Genomic DNA, 22082 nt, shown 5'->3' with positions numbered 1-22082 from the left:
CTCAGTGCTCCACGACAGGTGAGGATTCAACAGTAGCCGCGTGATATTGGCGCAGGGCCTCACGCACTTCGGCGGCTTCTTCCAAGCCCAACACCTGGCGGGCGATGATCTGGCAGTCAGCCAGATCCAGCTCGCGCACAGTGGCCTTGATGGTGGGGATCAACGGCACGCTGACTGACAACTCGTCGACGCCCAGCCCGATCAACACCGGCACGGCCAGCGCTTCGGAGGCCAATGCGCCGCATACGCCTACCCACTTGCCGTGGGCATGGGCGGCCTTGACCGTGGTGGCGATCAGGCGCAACACCGCCGGGTGGAAGCTGTCGGCCTGGTTGGCCAGGCGCGGGTGGTCGCGGTCCATGGCCAGGGTGTATTGGGTCAGGTCGTTGGTGCCGATGGAGAAGAAATCCACATGGGGCGCGAACACGTCCGCCATCAGCGCCGCCGAGGGCACTTCAATCATGATGCCCAGCTTCGGCAACTCAGTGAGCCCCAGTGCCAGCGCTTCCTCCTCCAGGATCTTGCGTGCCAGGTGCAGCTCCGACAGCAGGCTGACCATCGGCAACATGATGTGCAGCCGCGCAAAACCGGCACTGGCGAGGATCGCGCGGAATTGTTCGCGCAGCAGTTGCGGACGCTCCAGGCATAAACGGATACCGCGCAGGCCGAGAAAGGGGTTGGTCTCGGCGTCCATCGGCACATAGACCAAAGGTTTGTCGCCACCGACGTCGAGGGTGCGCACCACCAGGTTGCGCTCGGTGCCCAGGGCACGGGCGATCGCGGTGTAGGTGCCGGCTTGTTCCTCGGGGCTTGGCGCGCGGTTGCGGTCCAGGTAGAGAAACTCCGAACGCAACAGGCCAACACCTTCGCCGCCGAGGGTCAGGGCGTGCTCGACTTCCTGCAACGAGGCCACGTTGGCGGTCACTTCGACGTGATGCCCGTCGCGGGTGGTGGCCGGTAGAGATGCCTGCGCCACGTCGCGCTGATGGCGCAGCACCTGGTGTTTGCGGGCGGCCTCCAACTGTTCGATCTCGGCCAGGTTCGGGTCGAGGTGCAGCTCACCTTTGTCGGCGTCGAGCAGCACCTGCTTGCCATTGGCCAACGCCAACACCTGGGCCGGAACACCGCAAATAGCCGGCAGGCCCAGGGCGCGGGCGAGGATCGCGACGTGGCTGGTCGCGCCACCCGCGACAGTGACAAAACCCAGCACCTTGCGTGTATCCAGGCTGGCCGTCTGCGAAGGCGTCAGTTGCTCGGCGATCAGGATCGCGCGCTCCGGCAAATCCCAGGCACTGTCCTGAATACCCAGGATCAGTTTCAGCACGCGCTGGCCGACGTCCGCCAGGTCTGCCGCACGCTCGGCGATCAGTGCATTGCCCAACCCCTGGAAGAGCGTGACGGTGGCGAGCGTTGCACTGTTCCAGGCAAAGGCGGCACTCTTGCCTTCCCCCAGCAGGCGGTGGGCGTGTTCCAGTAAGGTCGGGTCTTCGAGCAGCTCCTGATGTGCGCGAAAAATCTCTGCCTGGGCGCTGCCGGCAGCCTTGTCCTGCAACACCTGCAACGCTTCATTGGCGGCGAGCAGGCCACGCGTCAAAGCAGCACGTTCCGTTGCTCCGCCGGTGCCTTGCTCCGTGATGACCAGCTCCGGATCAGTCACTTGAACGACTTGCCCAAACGCCGAGCCCGGCGATGCACACACGCCCCGCAGCAAGGTCGCCGACGACTGCGTCGCGACCGGCTCGGCAACGTTCACCACCGCCTCGCCACACCCTTCAGCCAACAAGGCCACCAACGCCTTGATCGCCGCCTCGGCGTCCTCCCCCGCCGCGCTCACTTGCAAGGTATCGCCCTGCACGGTTTGCAACGCCATGATCGCCACCAGCGATTTAGCGTTGGCGCTCTGGGTTTGCTTGTGCAGGTAAATGCTTGCGTTGAACCCCTTCGCCGCCTGGGCGAACACCGCTGCCGGGCGCGCGTGCAGACCGTTGGCGTTGGGCAAGGTCAGCGGCTTGGAGAACAGCGCATCGCCCTCCTCCTCGTCCACTGCTTCGACGGCTCCACTTGGGGATAACTGCAACAGCGGCTGGCCCGTTTCCACCAGGCCGTCTGCCAACAGGCTGAATGGCTCGCCGCTGACCACCAGCATCAAGGTCAGCAAACTGCGTGCATTGAGCGCCACGTAGTCGGCATCGAATTCGATCAGCGGCTGCCCGGCCTCCACCCGCTGGCCTTCCTGCACCAGCCGGGTGAAGCCTTGGCCCGCGAGGTTCACGGTGTCCAGGCCGATATGCATCAACACCTGGACGCCGTTGTCGTCAGTGATACTGACCGCATGCCCACTGTCCTGGATATTGCTGATCACCCCGGCCAGCGGCGCGCAAAGCGTCTGTGACGTAGGGTCGATGCACAGGCCATCGCCGATCAGGCGGCTGGAAAAAACCGGATCAGGCACTTTGTCCAGCGCCAGCAGCACACCCGATAAGGGCGCCAGCAATTCCAGGGGTTGAGTTGTGGTCATGACTTCACCTGCTGTTTTGTTCTGTAAAAATCATTGGGCTGATACAACCCCAAGATGACGACGATCCAATGTGGGAGCTGGCTTGCCTGCGATAGCATCGCCTCAGTTTTACTGAGAGACCGAGTCTCCCGCATCGCAGGCAAGCCAGCTCCCACACAAAGCGCATTCACATGAGTTCGCTATTTCCACCAGTATTCGACTTGCACGCCAACATTCGACCCATGCCGCGCCGTGCCATAGGAACCGGTGTCGGACAACGCCGAGCCCGCCGCCCATTCATTCGCCGCGCGCTTGGCCGCTTTGTTCCAGGTGGCATAGGTGTAGTACAAACGCACTTCCGGCCTGGCCCAGAACTCCGGGCCTTTGGGCGACCAGGTCGGGGCGAAGGTAAATTTGCTCAGTTTGCGCGTGCCACCGGTGGCGTCGACTTGGTCATGCCCAAGTTCGGTGACCAGTTTGAACTGCTCGCTGATCGCGTAAGCCGGGCGCACACCGAGGGACATCCAGGTCTGATCCTGGCTGCCGGGACGAATATCCTTCTGGTACACCGCCTCGATCTGCCCACCAAAACGCGGGGTTACCTGCCAGTCGAAAAACTCCACGGCGCGGTAACTTTTGCTGCTCTTATCCAGGAAGGTATTGCCGGTATAGCCCAGGCCGGTGCCGGGGCCTTCGCCGTACTGCAGGGCGAACTTGTTCTTGCCACCGAGGAAAGGCTTTTGCACGTGCTGCGCGGTGAGCGCCCAACCACTGTTGGTGTCACGCCCGCCGGCTTTTTCGATGTAGCTTAGACCCAGCTCCAGCTCGCCGCCGGGGTTGGTCTTGAAGCCCGCGACGTTGAAGTCGTGACGGGTAGCGTATTCCTTCTGGTACAGGTTGTCCTTGCGCGAAATAGCGTAGCTGTATTTGAGATCACCGATCAGCACGTCCTCGATACCCCCGCCCGTGGCGCTCTGGTTCCAGTAGTAGAAGTCGGAGATATGGATGTCGTTACGTTTGTAGTAACGCCGGCCGGCCCACAGCGAACCGCCATTGAGGCTGGGCAGGTTGGACCACTGCGCATACATCTGCGGCATGCGCGCCGAGCCGTTGTTTTCGCCCTGGAACTTCAGCGCGCGGTCGTACTTGTTGTAGAGCGATGCCATGGCATCGACGCTGAGCACTGAGCCGTCATCGAGGGTGAGCAGGTCCTGGCGCAATTCCAGCTCGGCGTACTGTTCGCATTCGTTACCCAGACGGTACTTGGTTTGCGCCCCTGGCAGCTGGAAGCATTGCTGTGGGCCGCTGCCCGTCGAAGTACCCGCGCCGCTGCGCAGGTAACCGGCAAATTCCAGGGCTTGAGCGCCAAACGGCAGGCCCAGACAAGACGCAACAAGGCCCAGCTTTATTGTTGTTTTCATGAAGCACTCCGATATTTTTATTATGGTTTTTGAAGCGCCCCGTGCTCCCACACGGGGTTGCAGCGGGTCTCAATCCGTGAGGTGCAGCACAAACGATTCGTAAGGACGCAGCGTGACCGTGGCGGTACGTTGCGGGCAGTCGGGGTAGTTGCTGATCAGCACGCGCTGTTCGCGGGCCGGGTTGATCACGTTGTCCGGCAGTTGGATCTCGCAGGGCGTGCCGTAGAAGTTGTTCAGCACCAGCAGGCGCTCGCCATGGCCTTCACGCAGGTACGCCCAGACCCGCAAGTGGTCTTGCAGCAGTGGGCGGTAAACACCTTCCTGGATCAGCGGTTCGTGACGACGCAAGGCAATCAGCGCGCGGTAGTGATGCAGCACCGAGTCCGGGTCATCCAGTTGGCTTTCGACGTTGATCTGCGCCGCGTTGGCCGGAATGCCAATCCAGGGCTCACCGGTGCTGAAACCGGCGTTTTCCCCGGCATTCCACTGCATTGGCGTACGCCCGTTATCCCGCGACTTCTGCATGATCGCCGCCATGCTTGACGCCTCGGGCTCACCGGCATCGCGCTTGAGGCGGAAGATGTTCAGCGACTCCACGTCACGGTATTGCTCGATCCTGTCAAAGCCCGGATTGGTCATGCCCAGCTCTTCGCCCTGGTACACATACGGCGTGCCCTGGAGGAAGTGCAGCGCAGTCGCCAGCATCTTCGCCGAGACCACACGATGCTCGCCGTCATTGCCGAAACGCGAGACCACCCGTGGCTGGTCGTGGTTACACCAGAACAACGCGTTCCATCCACCGCCGGCCTGCATGCCCAGTTGCCAGTCGGTGAAGATCTGCTTGAGTTGCAGGAAGTCGAAATCCGCCTTCACCCACTTTTGCAGGTTCGGGTAGTCGACTTTCAGGTGATGAAAGTTGAAGGTCATCGACAGCTCTTTCGACTCCGGCCGCGAGTAGCGGATGCAGTGCTCCAGGCTGGTGGACGACATTTCGCCGACGTTGATCAGGTCATGCCCTTCGAAGACTTCGCGGTGCATTTCCTGCAGGTATTCGTGCACGTTCGGGCCGTCGGTGTAGAACCGGCGGCCGTCAGTGTTGTCCTCGGGAAAATCGGCGGGCTTGGAGATCAGGTTGATCACGTCCAGGCGGAAACCACCCACACCCTTGTCGCGCCAGAAGCGCATCAGCTTGAACACCTCGGCGCGCACCTTGGGGTTGTCCCAATTGAGGTCGGCCTGGGTGTGATCGAACAGGTGCAGGAAGTACTGGCCGGTCTGCGCCTCGTATTCCCAGGCCGAGCCGCCGAACTTGGATTCCCAGTTGTTCGGCTGGTCGCGCCAGATGTAGAAGTCGCGGTAGGGGTTGTCGAGGCTGCTGCGCGCCTGCTGGAACCACTCGTGCTCGATGGACGTGTGGTTGACCACGATGTCGAGCATCAGCTTGATGCCACGCTTGGCCGCTTCGCTGATCAGCAGATCGCAGTCAGCCATGGTCCCGTAGCTGGGGTCGATGGCGTAGTAGTCGCTGATGTCGTAGCCGTTATCCCGTTGCGGCGAGCGCAGGAATGGCGTGATCCAGAGGCAGTCGACACCGAGCCATTTGAGGTAGTCGAGTTTGTCCACGATGCCCAGCAGGTCACCGGTGGCGTTACCCGCGTGGCTGTGGAAGCTTTTGGGGTAGATCTGGTAGATCACCGAGTGTTGCCAGTCTTGCATGGTGGGTTCCTTCAGTAGAGTTGTGTGCTGGCCTTCAGGGCCCCTTCGCGAGCGAGTCGAGTCGTCGCACCGCCGCGCCCACAGGTTGGAATGCATTTCAAATGTGGGAGCTGGCTTGCCTGCGATAGCCATCGATCAAGCGACGCGATACCCCGGCCGAACAATCTTCATGCTCAACGCACAGGTCAAAACAAACGGCACCACCATCGCGATGACCATGCCGATCACAAACACCGCAATGGATTGCGGCACGATCGAGATAAACCCAGGCAAGCCCCCCACCCCAATGGCCGACGCCTGCACCTTGTTCAGCGCGAGGAAAATGCTGCCCAACGCCGAGCCCACGAGGGCCGCATAAAAGGGAAACTTGAAGCGCAGGTTCACCCCGAACATCGCCGGTTCAGTGATGCCGAAGTACGCGGAAATCGCTGAGGTGGACGCCATGCTTTTGTCCCGCGCATTGCGGGTGGTGTAGAACACCGCGAGCGCGGCGCTGCCCTGGGCCAGGTTGGACATGACGATCATCGGCCAGATGAAGGTGCCGCCCTGGGTGGAGATCAGTTGCAGGTCCACGGCGAGGAACATGTGGTGCATGCCGGTGATCACCAGCGGGGCGTACAGCAGGCCGAAAATCGCCCCGCCCACCATCGGCGCCAGGTCAAACAGGGTGACCACGCCTTCGGTGATCAGGATGCCGAGGTGACGGGTCACCGGACCGATAATGGCCAGGGCGAGCACGCCAGTGACGACGATGGTGGTAATCGGCACGACCAGCAGTTGAATCGCATTGGGCACTCGCGCCCGCAGCCATTTCTCAATCACGCTCATCACATAGGCGGCCATCAGGATCGGCAGGATCTGCCCCTGATAACCCACTTTCTCAATCTTGAACCAACCGAAAATATCGAAGTACGGCAGGCTCTGGCCGTCCAGCCCGGCGACCGCCTTGCCGTAGTTCCAGGCGTTGAGCAAATCCGGATGCACCAGCATCAGGCCAAGCACGATGCCGAGGATTTCACTGCCGCCAAAACGTTTGGCCGCCGACCAGCCCACCAGCGCCGGGAGGAACACGAACGAGGTGTTGGCCATCAGGTTGATCAGGCTCCACAGGCCATCCAGGTTCGGATAGGCCTCCAGCAGCGTCTTGCCCTCGATGAACATGCCCTGGGCGCCCATCAGGTTGTTCACACCCATCAACAGGCCGGCAATGATCAGCGCAGGCAGGATCGGCATGAACACGTCGGAGAACACCCGCACCAGACGCTGCATCGCGTTGGTCTTGTCGGCGCCCTTCTTCTTCACTTCGGCGATGGTGGCGGCGGCGAGGCCGGTCTGTTCGCGCAGGGCGGCGTAGACCTTCTCCACTTCGCCGGGGCCGATCACCACCTGGAACAACCCACCGGTGAAGAACGACCCCTTGACCAGGTCGACCTGGTTCAGTGCGCTGCTGTTGACCAGGCTCGGGTCCTTGAGTGCCAGGCGCAGGCGGGTAACACAATGGGCAGCTTGCTCAAGATTGTCGCTGCCCCCGAGGTTCTCGAGAATCTCGCGGGCGATGGTCGAATAGTCGTGGCTCATGCTTGGTTTCCACTTTGATTTTTTTATTGGGGGACAGTCATTGGCAGCACGCCGAGGCCAAAAGTACTCGTCTGTACGAGTTAAAGCAACAACTCGTCTGTACGAGTTACGCTTTGTTTATTTTTTGTAGGACAGCGCATCGCTGCAAGCCGCATAAAGCCAAGGGTCTAATGGACAAACACCCTCTCTGCCACTAAGGTTCCTGCCTTGACCGCAACCCCGGCAAAGAGCCATCCCCATGAGCAAATACAACCAGATCTATACGGATCTGCTTGCCAGCATCACCACCGAACGCCTGCAGCGCGGCACACGCCTTCCCTCCGAAACCGAACTGATGGACAGCTACCAGGCCAGCCGAGGCACCGTGCGTCGGGCCATCGAGCAGTTGCAGGAGCGAGGGTTTGCGCAAAAGATCCACGGCAAGGGTACTTTCGTGTTGTCGCCCAACCCGATCGAGTTCCAACTGGGCGGTATCGTCAGCTTCCACGAAACCCACGCCGACCTGGGCGATGACGTGCACACAGAAGTGGTCGAATTCACTCAATTCCCGCTGGAAGGTTCACTGCTGCAACACATCGAAGCAGAACCCGGCACCCTGATCACCCGTATCAAACGGGTACGGCGCATCGGCGGCAAACGGGTGATCCTCGACATCAACCACTTCGTGGCCGACGTGATCCCCGGCCTGGACCGCTCGATTGCCGAACAGTCGATCTACGCCTTTATCGAACAGACATTGCAGCTGCAAATTGCCTACGCCCAACGCACCATCGAAGCCCTGCCACGCGGCAAGGACGACCAGACCCACCTGGACCTCGAAGGGCAGAGCCATGTGATCGTGGTGAGTAACCAGACGTTTTTGCAGGACGGGCGGCAGTTCGAGTACACCGAGTCGCGGCATACGTTGGATAAGTTTTATTTTTCGGACATTGCGCGTCGGTAAGCCGGAAACATCCATGAAAATTCCAAACAAATGGCGTGAACAATACCCTGATGCGCTCATTGAGCAGCAAGTCATCGGCGAATCGCGCGCAGATGTCTTTCGCCTGCGCCAGGACGACGGCACGGACCTGTTCCTGAAGTCCGAACCCCTTGAGGAACACGGTGAGCTGGCAGACGAAATCGAGCGGCTTCGGTGGCTGCGGCAAGTTGATCTGCCTGCGCCTGGGGTCCTGGATGAAGTGAAAGAAGACCATCGCCATTGGCTGCTGATGACCACCGTGCCCGGACAGAACCTGGCCAGCGCCAACGAGCTTTCTGCCGCGCAGGTCATCCACATACTGGCGACAGCGCTGCGTACGTTGCATCAGCTTCCTGTCGCACTTTGCCCCTTCGATCACTCACTTGATCAACGTATCACCCGCGCCCGGGAACACGTCAGCGCGGGGCTGGTGGACGCGTCGGACTTTGACGACGAGCGACTGGGGCGAAGTGCCGAGGACGTGTTTGCCGAACTGTTGTCGACCCAGCCAAAGACCCATGATCGGGTCGTCACCCACGGCGACGCCTGCCTGCCGAACTTCATGACAGCCGATGGTCGCTTCAGCGGTTTCATCGACTGCGGTCGCCTGGGGATCAGTGACCGTTATCAAGACCTGGCCCTGGCAGCGCGAAGTATTGAACGCAACCTGGGCCAGGCATGGGTGAAGCCCTTTTTTCAGGTGTATGGTGTGGAGCCCGATGAGCAGCGTCTGAAGTTCTATTGTTTGCTGGACGAGTTTTTTTGACCTGGCCTGCAGCCTGAAACACAAAACCCCGGCACCTGGCCGGGGTTTTGTTATTCAACGCTCGCCTGAGTACTGCATCACTCTCGCGGCGTGGTCATCGACGGTGTCAAGCGCGTCGATAACACCCCATCACGCTCAGCCTTTGCCTCTCAAGGATCTCTGCGCAGTCAGTTTGCGCCGGCATCTTTTTTCGGAACGCCAATGGTCTTGCGCTCACCCGTTGCGGAGACTTCGTACACGTTCATGACCCACGTGTCGGCGATCACGGTTTCAACCACGTAATTTTTCTTCGCTTGCGGGGTGAATTGCTGCGCAACAGGCTGCTCTTTGTCGAACGGCGTAGGCATGGGAATACCGTTAAAGGTAAACGGTTTGTCCTTGACCTCCCCTTTCACGAACAACGTTTTGTCCGCCTCGACCAGCTTACTGACGCTGTCAGTACCACCGCCGATTTTCTTCAGATAAGCCGGTATGCGCTTGAAGTAAGCAGAGTCGTAAACCCGCTCCCCCACGCTCACAAATCCAGTATTGGCATACCCGTACGTGTAACTGACAGGACGATCACCCTCACCGCCTATGGTACGGAAAGTCACGCTGGCTTGATGGTCATTCATGGCCAGTGGAACGACCGGCTCTGAAGTAAGATCACCCGCCTGACGGCTGCTGCAGCCAGTCATGATAAGAGCGAAAGTGATCGCGAGCGGAAACGCCAAAGAAGTTTTCATTCGATCCCTGAATAGTCTAAAAGAAGGCCTTTGTAGAGCCATCTGCAGAGTGAAAGTTCCACATACGCCCGAGCTGACCGAGCCTACGGAATCCAGCCTGACGACGATGCAAAACGCCCTCAAGCTCGGTTTCGCTGGGTGACGTGGGCTTCGTCAGCGGCACTGAAAAAATCTCAGTCCCGATGAGCGGCGCAGCGGCTGCCAATGAGACAGCACATCTATATAAAAATGTGCCTTGACGGATTCGGGCTGGCGCAGCTGGCTGAGATAATGTTTAACGCCTGTACCGACAAAAACAAAAGCCCGCTTTACGCGGGCCTTTGTTTATTGCGATGAGGGATCACTCCCACTCAATCGTCGCCGGCGGCTTGCTCGACACGTCATAGGTCACGCGCGAAATGCCTTCGATTTCATTGATGATACGGCCGCTGACAGTTTCCAGCAGTTCGTACGGCAGGTGTGCCCAGCGGGCGGTCATGAAGTCGATGGTTTCCACGGCACGCAGGGCCACGACCCAGGCGTAACGACGGCCATCGCCGACAACGCCAACGGACTTGACCGGCTGGAACACCACGAAAGCCTGGCTGACTTTGTGGTACCAGTCGGCTTTGCGCAGTTCTTCGATGAAGATGTGGTCGGCGCGACGCAGCAGGTCGGCGTATTCCTTCTTCACTTCACCGAGGATCCGCACGCCCAGGCCTGGGCCTGGGAATGGGTGGCGGTAGACCATGTCGTACGGCAGGCCCAGCTCCAGGCCCAGACGGCGGACTTCGTCCTTGAACAGTTCGCGCAGCGGCTCTACCAGCTTGAGGTTCATTTCCTCAGGCAGGCCACCCACGTTGTGGTGGGACTTGATCACGTGGGCCTTGCCGCTCTTGGCGCCGGCCGACTCGATCACGTCGGGGTAGATGGTGCCTTGGGCGAGGTATTTGATGTTGTCCAGTTTGCTGGACTGGGCATCGAACACGTCAATGAAGGTACGGCCGATGATCTTGCGCTTCTTCTCCGGGTCGGACTCGCCGGCTAGGTTGTTGAGGAACTGGTCCTCGGCGTTGGCGCGGATCACCTTGACGCCCATGTTCTCGGCAAACATAGCCATCACTTGCTCGCCTTCGTGCAGGCGCAGCAGGCCGTTGTCGACGAACACGCAGGTCAGTTGATCGCCAATGGCTTTGTGCAGCAGGGCGGCTACCACGGAGGAGTCAACGCCGCCGGACAGGCCGAGCAATACGTTGTCGGTGCCGACCTGGGCGCGCACCTGGGCGATGGCGTCTTCAGCGATTTTCGACGGGGTCCACAGGGCTTCACACTCGCAGATGTCGAGGATGAAGCGCGACAGGATGCGGCCGCCTTGCTTGGTGTGGGTCACTTCCGGGTGGAACTGCACGCCGTAGTAACGACGTTCGTCGCTGAACATGCCGGCGATCGGGCAGCTTGGGGTGCTGGCCAGGATGTGGAAGTCTTCCGGCATCTTGGTGACTTTGTCACCGTGGCTCATCCACACGTCGAGGCCGAACAGGCCGTCGGCGTCGATGTGGTCTTCGATGCCGTCCAACAGACGGCTCTTGCCGACCACGTCCACACGGGCATAACCGAATTCACGCAGCTCGGAGCCTTCCACCTTGCCGCCCAGTTGCTCGGCCATGGTCTGCATGCCGTAGCAGATGCCGAACACCGGTACGCCCAGGTCGAAGACCGCTTGCGGGCAGCGCGGGCTGTTGGCTTCGTGCACGGATTCTGGACCACCGGCGAGGATGACGCCTTTCGGTGCGAATTCGCGGATCGCTTCGTCGTCCATGTCGAACGGATGCAGTTCGCAGTACACGCCGATTTCACGCACGCGGCGGGCGATCAGCTGGGTGTACTGGGAACCGAAATCGAGGATCAGGATGCGGTGGGCGTGAATGTCGAGGGCCATGAAGTCAGTCTCGTCTAATGAATCAGAAACAACTCGGGGCTGAAGAACAGCCCCGGTTACTTAACATTTTGCTGGAAGCTTCAACCTACGCGGTAGTTTGGCGCTTCCTTGGTGATCTGCACGTCGTGGACATGGGATTCAGCCATGCCGGCGCCGGTGATCCGTACGAACTCTGGCTTGGTGCGCATTTCTTCGATGTCGGCGCTGCCGGTGTAGCCCATCGAGGAACGCAGGCCGCCCATCAGTTGATGGATGATCGCGCTCAGGGTGCCTTTGTACGGCACACGGCCTTCGATGCCTTCCGGTACGAGCTTCTCGGCGCCTGCCGAGGAGTCCTGGAAGTAACGGTCGGAAGAACCTTGCGCCTGGGACATGGCGCCCAGCGAACCCATGCCACGGTAAGCCTTGTAGGAACGGCCCTGGAACAGTTCGATCTCGCCTGGCGCTTCTTCAGTACCGGCGAACATCGAGCCCATCATCACGCAGGAAGCGCCGGCCACGATGGCCTTGGACAGGTCACCGGAGAAACGGATGCCGCCGTCGGCGATCAACGGAACGCCAGTGCCTTCAAGGGCGGCGGCGACGTTGGCGATGGCGCTGATTTGCGGCACGCCCACACCCGCAACGATACGCGTGGTGCAGATCGACCCTGGGCCGATACCGACCTTGACGGCGTCCGCGCCCGCTTCGGCCAGGGCCTTGGCAGCAGCGCCGGTGGCGATGTTGCCGCCGATCACTTGCACTTCAGGGAAGTTCTGTTTGACCCAACGCACGCGGTCGATCACGCCTTTGGAGTGACCGTGGGCAGTGTCGACCACCACCACGTCAACACCGGCAGCGACCAGGGCCGAAACACGGTCACCGGTGTCTTTACCAGTGCCGACCGCCGCGCCGACGCGCAGACGACCTTGGTCATCCTTGCTGGCCAGTGGGTAAGCCTTGGCTTTTTCGATGTCGTTGACGGTCATCATGCCTTTGAGGGCGAACTTGTCGTCGACGATCAGCACGCGCTCGATGCGGTGCTTGTGCAGCAGTTCGCGCACATCGTTCTTGTCGGCGCCTTCCTTGACAGTGACCAGACGCTCTTTCGGCGTCATCACTTCACGGACAGTGACTTCAAGACGGTTCTCGAAACGCACGTCACGGGAAGTGACGATGCCGACCAGGTCCCCATCGTGCAGCACCGGAACGCCGGAGATGTTGTGCAGACGGGTCAGGTCGAACAGGTCACGCACGGTGGCGTCGGCTTCGATGGTGATTGGATCTTTCACCACACCGGCTTCGTAACGCTTGACCTTGCGCACTTCGGCAGCTTGCTGCTCGATGGTCATGTTCTTGTGGATGATGCCGATGCCGCCTTCCTGAGCCATGGCGATGGCCAGACGGGCTTCAGTGACGGTGTCCATGGCAGCGGAAACAAGAGGAATATTCAGCTCGATGCCACGGGTTAGGCGGGTCTTGAGACTGACTTCGTTAGGAAGCACCTCGGAATAACCGGGCACTAGGAGAATGTCGTCGAATGTCAGAGCTTCTTGGCTGATACGCAGCATCGCGGGGGCTCCCGAGCGGGAAAATGGAAGCGCGCCATTATATACATGCACCCTGTCGGGCTCAATGTAAAACTCTGACAAACTTGGTAATACTGATAGATGGAGAAAATCTGCTGCCTTTCTGTCGGCGCGAGCTCGCACCTACAGACAGATTAAAGCTCGACTTTGACCCAACTCATCTTCTGGTCCAACCAATAGGCAAATTCGTCGATAAAGCTCTGCTTGAACCCCGCTTCTGCCCAGTTATTGAAGATGAATCCCAAGTTGGAAAACCCGCATTCCTGCAGGAAAAGAAACCCGTTGATGTCGTCTTCATGCCCACACAGCGGGCACGTGAAGTTGTCGGTGTGGCCGGGCATCCAGTCTTCCAGGCTTTCGAACAGCGCTTCGCCGACTTCCTTGCGGCATTCCGGGCAACCGGCTTCTTCGAGAAAGCCCTTGGCCGGCGTGTAGATGCAACGCTTGTAGATGATCTCCAGGCCGTTGATCGGCTCGTTGAACGGCAACGCCTCGGGGTACAACACCACAGCGCGGGCGCCGTCGGCCAAGGCATAGGCCATGCGGTTGCCGGTGCGGCCACAGGTGGTCAGCTCTTCCTTGATGATGTTCTTGCGCACCAGCCAGCGCACGATCGCCCGGGCGCGGGGTTCGTGGACGGGCAAGGTGGAGATTTTCGGAACAAGGATGCTTTGGGAATTCATGGGAGTCCTGCGGTGTGGCGTCTGACGCCATCGCGGGCAAGCCCGGCTCCCACGGTTGATCGCATTCCAGTGTGGGAGCCGGGCTTGCCCGCGATGGGGCCCTGAAGGCTGGCAGCTTAATCCCTGCTCCACACAGGTCAAGTACTCAAATACCGTCCAATCAATGCTATGCCACTGGCAAGCACCAGCCAGGTCACCAACCGCACAAACGCCTCGCGCGACATGCGCATCGTCAGCCTGCGCCCACACCACAGCCCCAGGGCCATCGCCGGCAACAGGCACAGCGCCAACATCAGCAGCGGCAGATCCGCATACACCCCGGCAACCAGGAACAGGCTCAGGCGCACCACCGTGCTGCAGCTGATCAGCGCGCTTTGCGTGGCACGCGCCGCGTCCTTGGGCAGGCGGCTGTTCAGGTAGATCGCATATAAAAAGCCACCACTGCCAAACAGCGCCCCAAACAACCCGCCAACCGTACCCATGGGAATCGACCAAGCGCTCGCGAGCTGCGTCGGTCGCGCTTTCACCGCCAAGCTGTAAATCGCGTAGGCACTGATAAACAGCCCCATCAATAGCAGCAATAGATCCGAGTGCAGATTGAGCAAAAACACCACGCCGAGTGTGCAACCGATAGCCATGCACGGCAGCAAGCGCAGCAATTCCGGTTTGTTCACGTCCCGCCGCGATTGCAGCAAGTTGCCAAACGCCGCGACAAAATCCAGCAGCACCAGCAGTGGGATGATCTTCGACAGCGGCATAAACAGTATCAGGATCGGCCCCGCGACCAGCGCTGTGCCGAAACCGGCGATGCCAAACACGATGTAGGCCACCACCACACCCACGCCGATCACCAACCAATCCGCACCACCAAACGACCACTGACTCATCAGCTCAACCGGGCTCATGGGTAATTCCTTATTAGAGATGGCCTTCACTTTAGCCAGCGGCCAGGGATGCGACTAATATCTTCAAAGCCCTCCACCCATCTCGAAAAGGCATGACGCGTGATATCCACCCGCCAACTGCGTTACTTCGTCGAAATCGCCGACAGCGGCAGCTTCAGCGCCGCCGCCGAGCGCCTGTTTGTGGCGCAGTCAGCCTTGAGCCGGCAGATCAAAGAGCTCGAAACACAGTTGCAAACGCCACTGTTCGAGCGCACTGCACGCCAACCACGACTCACTGCGGCAGGTGAAGCGTTCTACCCGCGAGCACGCAATCTGCTGAGCGAACTGCTCAAGGCCAGCGAGATGGCGACGCAGGTAGGTAATGGCGAACGGGGGACGCTGCGCCTGAGCCATTCGAGCACGGTGCCGATGAGCGGTCCATTGCTGCAGGGTATCAGCACCTGGCTGGAACGCTGCCCAGGGGTGTCGATGGATATCGTCAAACTGTCCTCCGAAGCGCAGCTGGAACAGATCGCTGACGGTCGCCTGGACGTTGGGCTATTGCGCCTGCCCGTGTTGCGCCAGCGCGAAGGCGTACGCGTCGTGCCTTTATATAGCGAGCAGCTGTTGCTGGCGGTGCCGCCGAATCACGCACTCGCGCGCAGCCATTCGCCTATCGCACTGGAGCAGTTGAAGGACGAAGCGTTCATCTCGATTCCCCATCCCCAGCGCGGCGGCTTGAGTTATCTGTCAGCCGAATTGTGCATGCGTGCAGGATTCTTCCCCAAGGCCGCACGGGTGATGTCACGCAAGACCACCCAATTGCAGTTGATCCAGGCCGGCTTCGGTATTGCCTTGTTACCAAAATCCATGCAGGACATCGCCCCCACCAACCTGCACTTTTTGCCCCTGGCCGACCCGAACTGCCTCAGCACCGTGGCCCTGGCCTGCGTACAGACGCCAAGCGCGCTGGTGGAGCAATTCTGCCAAACCTTGCACGAATGCCTATAAACTGCCGCCCATGATTAAAGATCCTTTTGCCCGCCTGGGCCTGGACCGCGAAGTCCTGACTGTCAGCCAGCTCAACGGCCGTGCGCGGGTGTTGCTGGAAGACGTGTTCACCAATATCTGGGTCGAAGGCGAGATCTCCAACCTTGCCCGCCCGGCCTCTGGTCATGTGTATTTCACCCTCAAGGACAGCGGCGCGCAGGTGCGTTGCGCGCTGTTTCGCAACAACGCCGCGCGGGTGCGTCAGGCGTTGAAAGATGGCCTGGCAGTGAAGGTGCGCGGCAAGGTTTCGCTGTTCGAGGGCCGGGGTGATTACCAGCTGATCCTGGATACCGTGGAGCCCGCCGGTGATGGAGCATTGCGCCTGGCGTTCGATGCGCTGAAGGAAAAACTCAGCGCCGAAGGCTTGTTCAGCGCCGAACGCAAAGTGCCGTTGCCGGCGCACCCTCGGCGCATTGGCATCATCAGTTCGCCGACTGGCGCGGTAATCCGCGACATCATCAGTGTGTTCCGGCGTCGCGCACCCAACATTGAACTGACGCTGATCCCGACCGCCGTGCAAGGCCGCGAAGCGATCCCGCAAATTGTGCGCGCATTGAAACTGGCAGATGCGCGTGGCTTCGATGCGCTGATCCTGGCCCGGGGCGGTGGTTCGCTGGAAGACCTCTGGTGTTTCAACGAAGAAGCTGTGGCCCGTGCGGTGGACGCTTGCGTCACGCCAATCGTCAGCGCTGTCGGGCATGAGACCGATGTGTCCATCAGCGATTTCGTGGCCGACGTCCGCGCCCCGACGCCCTCCGCTGCAGCGGAATTGCTCGCGCCGGACGCCAGCCATCTGGTGCGCCAAGTCGAGAACCTGCATCGCCGCCTGGTGATGCTGATGCGCAACCGCCTGAGCCACGACCGCCTGCGCCTGGAGGGCATGGCGCGACGTTTGCGTCACCCTGGCGAGCGCCTGCGCCAGCAAGCCCAGCGCCTGGATGATCTGGACATGCGCCTGCGCCGAGCTTTCGAGCGCAGCCTCAATACCCGCCGTGAGCGCCTGATCCGCCTGGAAACCCGCCTCGCCGGCCAACACCCTGGCAGGCAACTGGCGCTGCTGCGCCAACGCCTGGACAGCCTCGCCGAACGCCTGCCCCGCGCCATGCGCGAAGGCCTCAAGGCGCGGCGCCTGCAGCTGCAAAGCCAGATGCAGACGCTGCACGTGGTCAGCCCGCTGGCGACCCTGGGCCGTGGTTACAGCATCCTGCTGGACGAACGCGGCCAGGCCATTCGCAATGCCGCCCAAACCCACACCGGCCAGCGCCTCACCGCACGTCTCGGTGAGGGCCAATTGCAAGTGCGGGTGGAAGACAACCACCTGACACCCGTCACCCTTTCGTTATTGGACTAACTGATGCCACGTCTCTTTAGTGTGTTGATGCTGCTGTGCCTTGCCTTTAATGCTCATGCCGATAGCTACATCATCCGCACCTTGAACAAGCCGGTGCCGGGTGGGGTTGCCGTGGTCGAACTGGGCCCTTCCGCCGCTGCGCCCAAAGCCACGTACCAGGGCAAGCCGGTGTTGGTGGTGAAGGAGGCGGACAACTGGCTGGCGATTGTCGGCATTCCGTTGACGGTCAAGCCCGGCAATGAACGTATCACCAGCGGCGGGCGCAACCTGCCGTTTATCGTCGGCTACAAGAAGTACCCCGAACAGCGCATCACCCTGAAAAACAAAAGCCAGGTGAATCCCGACCCGGCGCAGCTCAAGCGCATCGAGGCGGAACTGGCGGTGCAGATCAAGGCTTACCGCAGTTTCAGCCCGAACCTGCCGAGCAACCTGGTGTTGGACAAACCCGTAAACGGGCCACTGTCGAGCAAGTTTGGCGTGCGGCGGTTCTTCAACGGTGAGGAGCGCAACCCCCATTCAGGCCTGGACTTTGCCGTGCCGGCCGGTACACCGATCAAGACGCCGGCCAACGGTAAAGTGATTCTGGTGGGCAACTACTTCTTCAACGGCAATACCGTGTTCGTCGACCACGGACAGGGCTTTATCAGCATGTTCTGCCACATGTCGAAGATCGACGTGAAAGTCGGTGATCAGCTCACGCGTGGCACGGTGGTTGGCAAAGTCGGCGCCACGGGCCGCGCGACCGGGCCGCATATGCACTGGAACATCAGCCTGAACGATGCACGGGTCGACCCGGCGATCTTTATCGGCGCGTTCCAGCCCTGAAATGCTCGATTGCGCGCCTGATAATGGGCGCGCAATTAAAACCAGCCCTCGACACATCCTCAGGCACAAAATCTCGTTTCCTACGTAGATAGCAGAACTTCTCTCAATTTTTCGCGACTGCTTGCCATCTTTCACCCCGGCGGTTAGGGTTGAGCTTATGAAAACCTCTCACACCCTCATTCAGCTCCGCCAGCACCGCAGTTTGTGCCTCGTCAGCGCACGACTGCCAGGCTGAATCGATCTGCCTCGCCTCTAAAAAGCATCCCAAAAACAGTTCCACGGCAGGCCGCCTTTTCTCGGCCCCTACAACAAAGGATTTCCCGATGAGCATGCTCAAAGACCCGTCTTCGAAGTACCGCGCGTTCCCGACCATCGACATCCCGGACCGCACCTGGCCGTCGAAGACCATCACTGAAGCGCCGATCTGGTGCAGCTCCGACCTGCGTGATGGCAACCAGTCACTGATCGAGCCAATGGATGCGGTGAAAAAGCTGCGTTTCTGGAAGACCCTGGTCGCCGTCGGCGTGAAGGAAATCGAAGCCTCGTTCCCGGCCGCCTCGCAAACCGACTTCGACTTCGTACGCACCCTGATCGAAGACAACCACATCCCCGAGGACACCACCATTCAGGTGCTGACCCAGGGCCGTGAAGACTTGATCGCACGTACCTTCGAATCCCTGCGCGGTGCCAAGAAAGCCATCGTGCACTTGTACAACGCCACGTCGCCGTCCTTCCGCCGCATCGTGTTCAACCAGGACAAGGAAGGCATCAAGGCCATCGCGGTCAACGCCGCCAAGCTGTTCGTCAAGTACGCCGCCCAGCAGCCGGAAACCCAGTGGACCTTCGAATACTCCCCGGAGACCTTCAGCGCTACCGAGCTGGAGTTCGCCAAGGAAGTGTGTGACGCGGTGATCGAGGTGTGGAACCCGACGCCTGAGCACAAGATGATCCTCAACCTGCCGGCCACCGTGGAATGCGCCACGCCGAACATCTATGCCGACCAGATCGAGTGGTTCGGTCGTCATATCAACCGTCGTGACAGCGTGATCATCAGCCTGCACACCCACAACGACCGTGGCACCGGCGTGGCCGCCACCGAGCTGGGCCTGATGGCCGGCGCCGACCGTGTCGAAGGCTGCCTGTTCGGCAACGGCGAGCGTACCGGTAACGTCGACCTGGTCACCGTGGCCCTGAACATGTACACCCAGGGCCTCGACCCGCAACTGGACTTCTCCGACATCGACGGCGTGCGCAAGGTCGTCGAGGAGTGCAATCAGATTCAGGTGCACCCACGTCACCCCTACGTCGGTGATCTGGTGCACACCGCCTTCTCCGGCTCTCACCAGGACGCGATCCGCAAGGGCTTCTCCCAGCAGAAAGACGATGCGCTGTGGGAAGTGCCGTACTTGCCGATCGACCCAGCCGACATTGGCCGCAGCTACGAGGCGGTGATTCGTGTGAACAGCCAGTCGGGCAAAGGCGGCATCGCCTACCTGCTGGAGCAGGAATACGACATCAGCTTGCCGCGTCGCATGCAGATCGAGTTCAGCCAAGTGGTACAGGCCGAAACCGACCGCGTGGGCCTGGAGATGACAGCGCCGCAGATCTACGCCTTGCTGCAGCGTGAGTACCTGCAAGCCAATACGCCGTACGCGCTGGTCAGCCATCGCCTGCAAGAAGAAAACGGCAACAGCTTTGTCGAGGTAGAAGTCTCCGGCAAGGGCCAGGGCGAAACCAACCTGCACTGGAAAGGCAAAGGCAATGGCGCGCTGGAAGCGCTCGTGGCGGGCCTGCCGATTGGTGTGGAGATCATGGACTACAACGAACATGCAATCGGTGCGGGCACCAATGCTAAAGCGGCGGCCTACATCGAGCTGCGCGTGAACGGTGAGCGTCCGGTGCATGGTGTGGGTATTGATGAGAACATCACCACCGCCAGCTTCAAGGCGCTGTTCAGTGCGCTGAATCGTTCGCTGAGCCAGCAGGAAGCCAAGGCGGCGTAACTGGCTGCTGAAATATGAAAGGCCTCTGGGTGAGAATCCAGGGGCCTTTTTTGCTTTGGGTTGTGGGTGATGCTGATGGCCTCTTCGCGAGCAAGCCCGCTCCCACATTTTGACCGTATTCCTACAGGATAAACGCGGTCAAGTGTGGGAGCGGGCTTGCTCGCGAAGGCGGTGCTTCAGACAAACTGAAAAGTATCGGCGTCCAAGTTCGCGGGAAACCGCGTGCGGTAAGCCGCCAATTCCGCCGCATCCAGGTTCACTTGGAACACCCCGTCCGCCTCCCCCGCACTGAGCAAGGTCTCACCCTGGAAGTCGAGCACCTGACTGTCCCCGGTGTAGGCAAAGCCTTTGCCATCCGTGCCCACACGGTTCACCGCCGCCACGTAGCACAGGTTCTCGATGGCCCGCGCCGGCAGCAGCCGGTTCCAGTGTGAACGCCGCGCACCCGGCCAGTTGGCGGTGTACAGCAGCAGGTCAGTGTCCTGAGCGTCGCGACTCCACACCGGAAAGCGCAGGTCGTAGCAGATCAACGGGCGAATACGCCAGCCCTTCAATTCGAACTGCACCTGGCGTTCGCCGGGGGTGTAATGATTGTGTTCACCGGCCATGCGGAACAGATGGCGCTTGTCGTAATGCAGTACCTCGCCATCCGGACGCGCCCATAACAAGCGGTTGCGGTGGCTGCCGTCCGCGGCCTGGATGATCACACTGCCGGTGATCACCGCGTTGTACTTCGCCGCCTGGGCCTGGAGCCAATGATGGGTCGGGCCGTACTCAGGCTCCGCGAGGGTTTGTGACTCCATCGAGAAGCCGGTGGTGAACATCTCCGGCAGCACAATCAGGTCGGCGCCTTGGGCTTGTTCAAGCAGCAGCTCGAAGTGTTCAAGGTTGGCTTGGCGGTCATGCCAGGCCAGGTTGGTCTGGACCAGGGCGATGTTCAGGTTCGGCAGTGCACTCAGATCACGCATAGTTTTTCCGCCGCTTGGCGCAGCGTTTCCTCGCGTTTGGCAAAGCACAGGCGCACCAGGCGCTGGCCTTGGGGTGGGGTCTGGTAGAACACCGAGACCGGGATCGTCGCCACGCCGTGTTCGCGGGTCATCCACAGGGACATGGCGACGTCATCCAGGTCCGGGCGGATCTGTGAGTAATCCACCAGTTGGAAGTAGGTTCCTGTCACTCGGGTAAAGCTGAAACGGGACGCTGCCAACAGGTCGCAGAACAGGTCACGCTTGGCCTGGTAGAAAGCCGGGAGTTCCTCGACATGTTCAGGGTGTTCAGCCATGAAGTCGGCCAGCGCGTATTGCAGGGGGGTCACACCGCAGAAATTGACGTATTGGTGCACCTTGCGCAGTTCGGCGGTGAGGGCTGGCGGCGCGACCACATAGCCGGTTTTCCAACCGGTGACGTGGTAAGTCTTGCCGAAAGAGCTGACCACGAACGCACGTGGGTAGAGTTCTTCGTGCGCCAACACGCTGACATGAGCCACGCCGTCAAATACCAGGTGTTCGTAGACTTCATCGCTGACCAGGTAGATGTCGCGGTCACGGATCAATTCGGCCAACTGGTCCAGCTCAGCGCGGCTGATCAAGGCACCTGTCGGGTTGTGAGGGGTATTGAGAATGATCATGCGCGTGCGCGGAGACAGCGCCGCCTTTATTTTCTCGAAGTCGAGGGCAAAGCCGCTCAGGCTCAGTTGCACATGCACGCAGCGACCACCGGCCAGCTCCACTGAAGGCTCATAGCTGTCGTAGCTGGGGTCGAACACGATCACTTCATCGCCATTACGAATCACCGCCTGGATCGCGCAGAAGATTGCCTCGGTGGCGCCAGGGGTGATGGTCACTTCACTGTCGGCATCGACCGTGGCCCCGTAACTGCGGGCGATCTTGGCGGCCACTTGCTGCCGCAGCACCGGCAGGCCGGTCATTGGCGCATATTGGTTATGCCCAAGGGCGATATGCTTGCCCACCGCGTCGAGCAAACCCTGGGGGCCATTGAAGTCCGGGAAGCCTTGGGACAGGTTGAGCGCGCCGGTTTCGGCAGCGAGTTGCGACATGGTGGTGAAAATGGTCGTGCCGACATTCGGCAGCTTGCTGGTGATCATCGGAAGCCCCTGCAGGTGAGCCCCAAGTTTTA

General features: G+C 60.5%; 17 protein-coding genes. 6 read left to right on the top strand and 11 right to left on the bottom strand.

Features of this window, described 5'->3' with window-relative positions; translation table 11 throughout:
• Position 1 precedes the first annotated feature (1 nt).
• The 4 genes from ptsP to treP all read right to left on the bottom strand — a co-directional run bounded on the left by ptsP (position 2) and on the right by treP (position 7212).
• Complete coding sequence (gene ptsP / locus AC4PS7_RS25925; RefSeq protein ID WP_492179820.1) at positions 2-2518, bottom strand: phosphoenolpyruvate--protein phosphotransferase; 2517 nt, start codon at positions 2516-2518, stop codon at positions 2-4.
• Between the two features lie 179 nt (positions 2519-2697).
• Positions 2698-3918 carry a maltoporin gene (locus tag AC4PS7_RS25920; protein WP_021492268.1) on the bottom strand — a complete coding sequence of 407 codons (1221 nt, stop codon included), beginning with the start codon at positions 3916-3918 and terminating at the stop codon, positions 2698-2700.
• Between the two features lie 69 nt (positions 3919-3987).
• Complete coding sequence (treC, locus tag AC4PS7_RS25915) at positions 3988-5634, bottom strand: alpha,alpha-phosphotrehalase (RefSeq protein ID WP_010207945.1); 1647 nt, start codon at positions 5632-5634, stop codon at positions 3988-3990.
• A 135-nt stretch (positions 5635-5769) separates the two neighbouring features.
• Entirely contained in the window at positions 5770-7212 is a 1443-nt protein-coding gene (gene treP / locus AC4PS7_RS25910) for a PTS system trehalose-specific EIIBC component (protein ID WP_492179819.1), read from the bottom strand.
• Between the two features lie 238 nt (positions 7213-7450).
• Between treP and treR the strand changes: the two genes are divergently transcribed.
• Positions 7451-8155 (top strand): trehalose operon repressor, encoded by a 705-nt coding sequence (gene treR / locus AC4PS7_RS25905; protein WP_010207942.1) that lies wholly within the window; start codon positions 7451-7453, stop codon positions 8153-8155.
• Positions 8156-8168: 13 nt separating this feature from the next.
• On the top strand, positions 8169-8939 hold the full coding sequence (locus AC4PS7_RS25900) for an APH(3')-II family aminoglycoside O-phosphotransferase (protein ID WP_010207941.1): 771 nt from the start codon (positions 8169-8171) through the stop codon (positions 8937-8939).
• A gap of 167 nt (positions 8940-9106) precedes the next feature.
• On the opposite strand, the gene AC4PS7_RS25895 is transcribed toward AC4PS7_RS25900, so the two are convergent.
• The 5 genes from AC4PS7_RS25895 to AC4PS7_RS25875 all read right to left on the bottom strand — a co-directional run bounded on the left by AC4PS7_RS25895 (position 9107) and on the right by AC4PS7_RS25875 (position 14738).
• On the bottom strand, positions 9107-9664 hold the full coding sequence (locus AC4PS7_RS25895; RefSeq protein WP_010207940.1) for a hypothetical protein: 558 nt from the start codon (positions 9662-9664) through the stop codon (positions 9107-9109).
• A gap of 340 nt (positions 9665-10004) precedes the next feature.
• Complete coding sequence (guaA, locus tag AC4PS7_RS25890) at positions 10005-11582, bottom strand: glutamine-hydrolyzing GMP synthase (protein ID WP_010207938.1); 1578 nt, start codon at positions 11580-11582, stop codon at positions 10005-10007.
• Positions 11583-11662: 80 nt separating this feature from the next.
• The gene (gene guaB / locus AC4PS7_RS25885) at positions 11663-13132 is read right to left on the bottom strand and encodes an IMP dehydrogenase (RefSeq protein WP_010207937.1); all 1470 of its coding nucleotides are present in this window, start codon (positions 13130-13132) and stop codon (positions 11663-11665) included.
• 152 nt (positions 13133-13284) lie between these two features.
• Positions 13285-13833: a hypothetical protein gene (locus AC4PS7_RS25880; protein ID WP_010207936.1), complete on the bottom strand. Its 549-nt coding sequence runs from the start codon at positions 13831-13833 to the stop codon at positions 13285-13287.
• A gap of 137 nt (positions 13834-13970) precedes the next feature.
• Entirely contained in the window at positions 13971-14738 is a 768-nt protein-coding gene (locus AC4PS7_RS25875; protein ID WP_010207934.1) for a sulfite exporter TauE/SafE family protein, read from the bottom strand.
• Positions 14739-14837: 99 nt separating this feature from the next.
• Between AC4PS7_RS25875 and AC4PS7_RS25870 the strand changes: the two genes are divergently transcribed.
• From AC4PS7_RS25870 to leuA, 4 genes are all read left to right on the top strand, one after another.
• Positions 14838-15728 carry a LysR family transcriptional regulator gene (locus AC4PS7_RS25870; protein ID WP_010207932.1) on the top strand — a complete coding sequence of 297 codons (891 nt, stop codon included), beginning with the start codon at positions 14838-14840 and terminating at the stop codon, positions 15726-15728.
• Between the two features lie 10 nt (positions 15729-15738).
• A complete protein-coding gene (gene xseA, locus AC4PS7_RS25865; protein ID WP_033898617.1) occupies positions 15739-17118 on the top strand; it encodes an exodeoxyribonuclease VII large subunit in 1380 nt (459 codons plus the stop codon).
• Positions 17119-17121: 3 nt separating this feature from the next.
• Positions 17122-17943, top strand: coding sequence for a M23 family metallopeptidase (locus tag AC4PS7_RS25860; protein ID WP_010207926.1), 822 nt, complete (start codon positions 17122-17124; stop codon positions 17941-17943).
• Between the two features lie 323 nt (positions 17944-18266).
• Entirely contained in the window at positions 18267-19946 is a 1680-nt protein-coding gene (gene leuA, locus AC4PS7_RS25855; protein ID WP_010207924.1) for a 2-isopropylmalate synthase, read from the top strand.
• Positions 19947-20122: 176 nt separating this feature from the next.
• On the opposite strand, the gene AC4PS7_RS25850 is transcribed toward leuA, so the two are convergent.
• Both AC4PS7_RS25850 and AC4PS7_RS25845 read right to left on the bottom strand, forming a co-directional pair.
• The gene (locus AC4PS7_RS25850; protein ID WP_021492274.1) at positions 20123-20914 is read right to left on the bottom strand and encodes an amidohydrolase; all 792 of its coding nucleotides are present in this window, start codon (positions 20912-20914) and stop codon (positions 20123-20125) included.
• A complete protein-coding gene (locus AC4PS7_RS25845; RefSeq protein WP_042571609.1) occupies positions 20902-22050 on the bottom strand; it encodes a pyridoxal phosphate-dependent aminotransferase in 1149 nt (382 codons plus the stop codon). Before AC4PS7_RS25845 ends, AC4PS7_RS25850 begins: the two co-directional genes overlap by 13 nt.
• Positions 22051-22082: the final 32 nt, after the last annotated feature.

It is taken from the genome of Pseudomonas sp. DW-iso3, assembly GCF_058725305.1.
Note: the sequence above shows the minus strand (reverse complement) of the source record. Positions and strands in the feature narration are given on the sequence as shown.

Bases quoted from the DNA above. Each gene is read 5' to 3' on its own strand.
- treR (WP_010207942.1), top strand. From the start codon at position 7,451: ATGAGCAAATACAACCAGATCTATACGGATCTGCTTGCCAGCATCACC.
- ptsP (WP_492179820.1), bottom strand. From the start codon at position 2,518: ATGACCACAACTCAACCCCTGGAATTGCTGGCGCCCTTATCGGGTGTG.
- AC4PS7_RS25920 (WP_021492268.1), bottom strand. From the start codon at position 3,918: ATGAAAACAACAATAAAGCTGGGCCTTGTTGCGTCTTGTCTGGGCCTG.
- xseA (WP_033898617.1), top strand. From the start codon at position 15,739: ATGATTAAAGATCCTTTTGCCCGCCTGGGCCTGGACCGCGAAGTCCTG.
- guaB (WP_010207937.1), bottom strand. From the start codon at position 13,132: ATGCTGCGTATCAGCCAAGAAGCTCTGACATTCGACGACATTCTCCTA.
- AC4PS7_RS25860 (WP_010207926.1), top strand. From the start codon at position 17,122: ATGCCACGTCTCTTTAGTGTGTTGATGCTGCTGTGCCTTGCCTTTAAT.
- AC4PS7_RS25895 (WP_010207940.1), bottom strand. From the start codon at position 9,664: ATGAAAACTTCTTTGGCGTTTCCGCTCGCGATCACTTTCGCTCTTATC.
- AC4PS7_RS25845 (WP_042571609.1), bottom strand. From the start codon at position 22,050: ATGATCACCAGCAAGCTGCCGAATGTCGGCACGACCATTTTCACCACC.
- AC4PS7_RS25875 (WP_010207934.1), bottom strand. From the start codon at position 14,738: ATGAGCCCGGTTGAGCTGATGAGTCAGTGGTCGTTTGGTGGTGCGGAT.
- treC (WP_010207945.1), bottom strand. From the start codon at position 5,634: ATGCAAGACTGGCAACACTCGGTGATCTACCAGATCTACCCCAAAAGC.
- AC4PS7_RS25880 (WP_010207936.1), bottom strand. From the start codon at position 13,833: ATGAATTCCCAAAGCATCCTTGTTCCGAAAATCTCCACCTTGCCCGTC.
- AC4PS7_RS25900 (WP_010207941.1), top strand. From the start codon at position 8,169: ATGAAAATTCCAAACAAATGGCGTGAACAATACCCTGATGCGCTCATT.
- leuA (WP_010207924.1), top strand. From the start codon at position 18,267: ATGAGCATGCTCAAAGACCCGTCTTCGAAGTACCGCGCGTTCCCGACC.
- AC4PS7_RS25850 (WP_021492274.1), bottom strand. From the start codon at position 20,914: ATGCGTGATCTGAGTGCACTGCCGAACCTGAACATCGCCCTGGTCCAG.
- treP (WP_492179819.1), bottom strand. From the start codon at position 7,212: ATGAGCCACGACTATTCGACCATCGCCCGCGAGATTCTCGAGAACCTC.
- guaA (WP_010207938.1), bottom strand. From the start codon at position 11,582: ATGGCCCTCGACATTCACGCCCACCGCATCCTGATCCTCGATTTCGGT.